Origin of the sequence: Aeromicrobium sp., from assembly GCF_049586495.1 — a bacterium.
Lineage (GTDB): Bacteria > Actinomycetota > Actinomycetes > Propionibacteriales > Nocardioidaceae > Aeromicrobium.
Map to the genome: position 1 here is coordinate 1 of NZ_JBAVCB010000158.1, position 1,931 is coordinate 1,931.

Annotated in this window: 4 protein-coding genes; all 4 read left to right on the forward strand. The window is 70.0% G+C overall.

Annotated features, from left to right (window positions below; genetic code table 11):
• The first annotated feature begins 4 nt into the window (after positions 1 to 4).
• Positions 5 to 121, forward strand: coding sequence for an alpha-isopropylmalate synthase regulatory domain-containing protein (locus WB508_RS08465; protein WP_423844449.1), 117 nt, complete (start codon positions 5 to 7; stop codon positions 119 to 121).
• Positions 122 to 223: 102 nt separating this feature from the next.
• Entirely contained in the window at positions 224 to 952 is a 729-nt protein-coding gene (gene recO / locus WB508_RS08470) for a DNA repair protein RecO (protein WP_423844446.1), read from the forward strand.
• Positions 952 to 1,728 (forward strand): isoprenyl transferase, encoded by a 777-nt coding sequence (locus WB508_RS08475; RefSeq protein ID WP_423844447.1) that lies wholly within the window; start codon positions 952 to 954, stop codon positions 1,726 to 1,728. The genes recO and WB508_RS08475 overlap by 1 nt, the downstream gene beginning before the upstream one ends.
• The coding region (locus tag WB508_RS08480) for a hypothetical protein (RefSeq protein ID WP_423844448.1) at positions 1,718 to 1,931 on the forward strand (214 nt) is incomplete at its 3' end. The genes WB508_RS08475 and WB508_RS08480, both read left to right, overlap by 11 nt.

The window sequence follows — 1,931 nt, forward strand, 5'->3', positions numbered from 1 at the left end:
CGACATCGCCGGCGAGGTTGTCTGGGGCGTGGGCATCGACGCCAACATCGTCAAGGCCTCGCTGCTGGCTGTCGTCTCGGCCGCGAACCGGGCCGTCGCCGTCACCATCCCCAGCTCGTGACACCGCGGGCGGGGAGCTGAACCGCTTTCGGAGGTCCGATTCGCCGGGAGACTCACGGCCCAGCGGGGGTCCGGTGTCGGCAGGATGCGGCACCATGGGGGAGTGAGCCTCTATCGCGAGTCCGGCGTCGTGCTGCGGGTGCACAAGCTGGGCGAGGCAGACCGCATCATCACCGTCCTCACGCGCGATCGTGGTCTGGTGCGGGCGGTCGGCAAGGGCGTGCGCAAGACCTCGTCGCGCTTCGGCGCACGGCTCGAGCCGTTCATGCACGTCCAGCTCTTGCTGGCCGAGGGACGCTCGCTCGACATCATCACCCAGGTCGAGACGATCGACGCCTTCGCCAAGGATCTCGGCAGCGACTACCCGGCCTACACCGCGGGTACGGCCATGCTGGAGACCGCCGAGCGGTTGGTGCAGGAGGACGGTGAGCCGGCCGTCCAACAGCTGCAGCTGCTCGTCGGCGCACTGCGAGCGCTCGCGGCGCGGCGCCAGCCTCCGAGCATCATCCTGGACTCCTACCAGCTGCGGGCGCTGTCCATCGCGGGCTACGCCCCCACGTTCGATGCCTGCGCACGGTGTGGCGTCACCGGGCCCCATCGGCATTTCCACGCGGCGTCCGGCGGCATGCTGTGCGATGGCTGCCGCATGCCCGGGTCTGCGATCCCGTCGCCCACGACGGTGACACTCCTGGCCGCTCTGCTGGAGGGCGAATGGCCGGTCGTCGAGCTGGCCGATGACCGCGCGCGTCGAGAGGCCGGCTCCATCGTCGCCGCCTACCTGTCGTGGCACCTGGAGCGCGGCCTGCGGTCCCTGAGTCACGTGGACCGCTGATGCCTCCCCGTACCGGCACTCCGCGTGCCCCCACGCCGCACCCATCGGGCGCACGCCCTCCGAACCTGCCCGCTGACCAGGTCCCGGGCCACGTGGCCATCGTCATGGATGGCAATGGTCGGTGGGCCAAGCAGCGCGGTCTGCCCCGCACCGCGGGACACGAGATGGGTGAGGGGGCCCTCTTCGACGTCGTCGAGGGCGCCATCGAGGTCGGCGTCACGGCCGTGTCCGCCTACGCGTTCAGCACCGAGAACTGGAAGCGCTCACCGGAGGAGGTCAGATTCCTCATGGGCTTCAACCGCGACGTCATCCGGCGCAGACGCGACCACATGCACGAGCTGGGAGTCCGGGTCCGGTGGGCCGGCCGTCGCCCGCGTCTGTGGCGGTCGGTCATCAGCGAGCTCGAGGCCGCTGAGGAGCTCACACGGAACAACTCGGTGCTCACCCTGACCATGTGCGTCAACTATGGCGGCCGTGCCGAGATCGCCGACGCCGCCCGAGCGCTGGCCACCGACGTCGCTCACGGCCGGGTCAACCCGGACAAGATCACCGACAAGGTCTTCGCTCGCTACCTCGACGAGCCGGACATGGCCGACGTGGACCTGTTCTGGCGCACGTCCGGCGAGCAGCGCACCAGCAATTTCTTGCCGTGGCAGTCTGTCTACGCCGAGATGGTGTTCAGCGACATCGCCTGGCCCGATGTCGATCGTCGTGCCCTCTGGGCGGCCATCGAGACCTACGCCGAACGCAACCGGAGGTACGGAAGTGCCCAGTAGCCGTCGCAGCGGCCCCCGACGGCTGCTGACCGACTGGACCACCAGCGCCGGTGTCGACGGCACCGGGCTGCTGGCGCTGGTGCTCGGTGGCGCCACGCCCGAGGGGATCCATCTGGCCACGCTCGGCTACGAGACCTTCGTGCTGCACGTCGACGACTCCGCCGCCGATGCCGCCCAGCAGGCCGCGCACGTGCACCACGTGG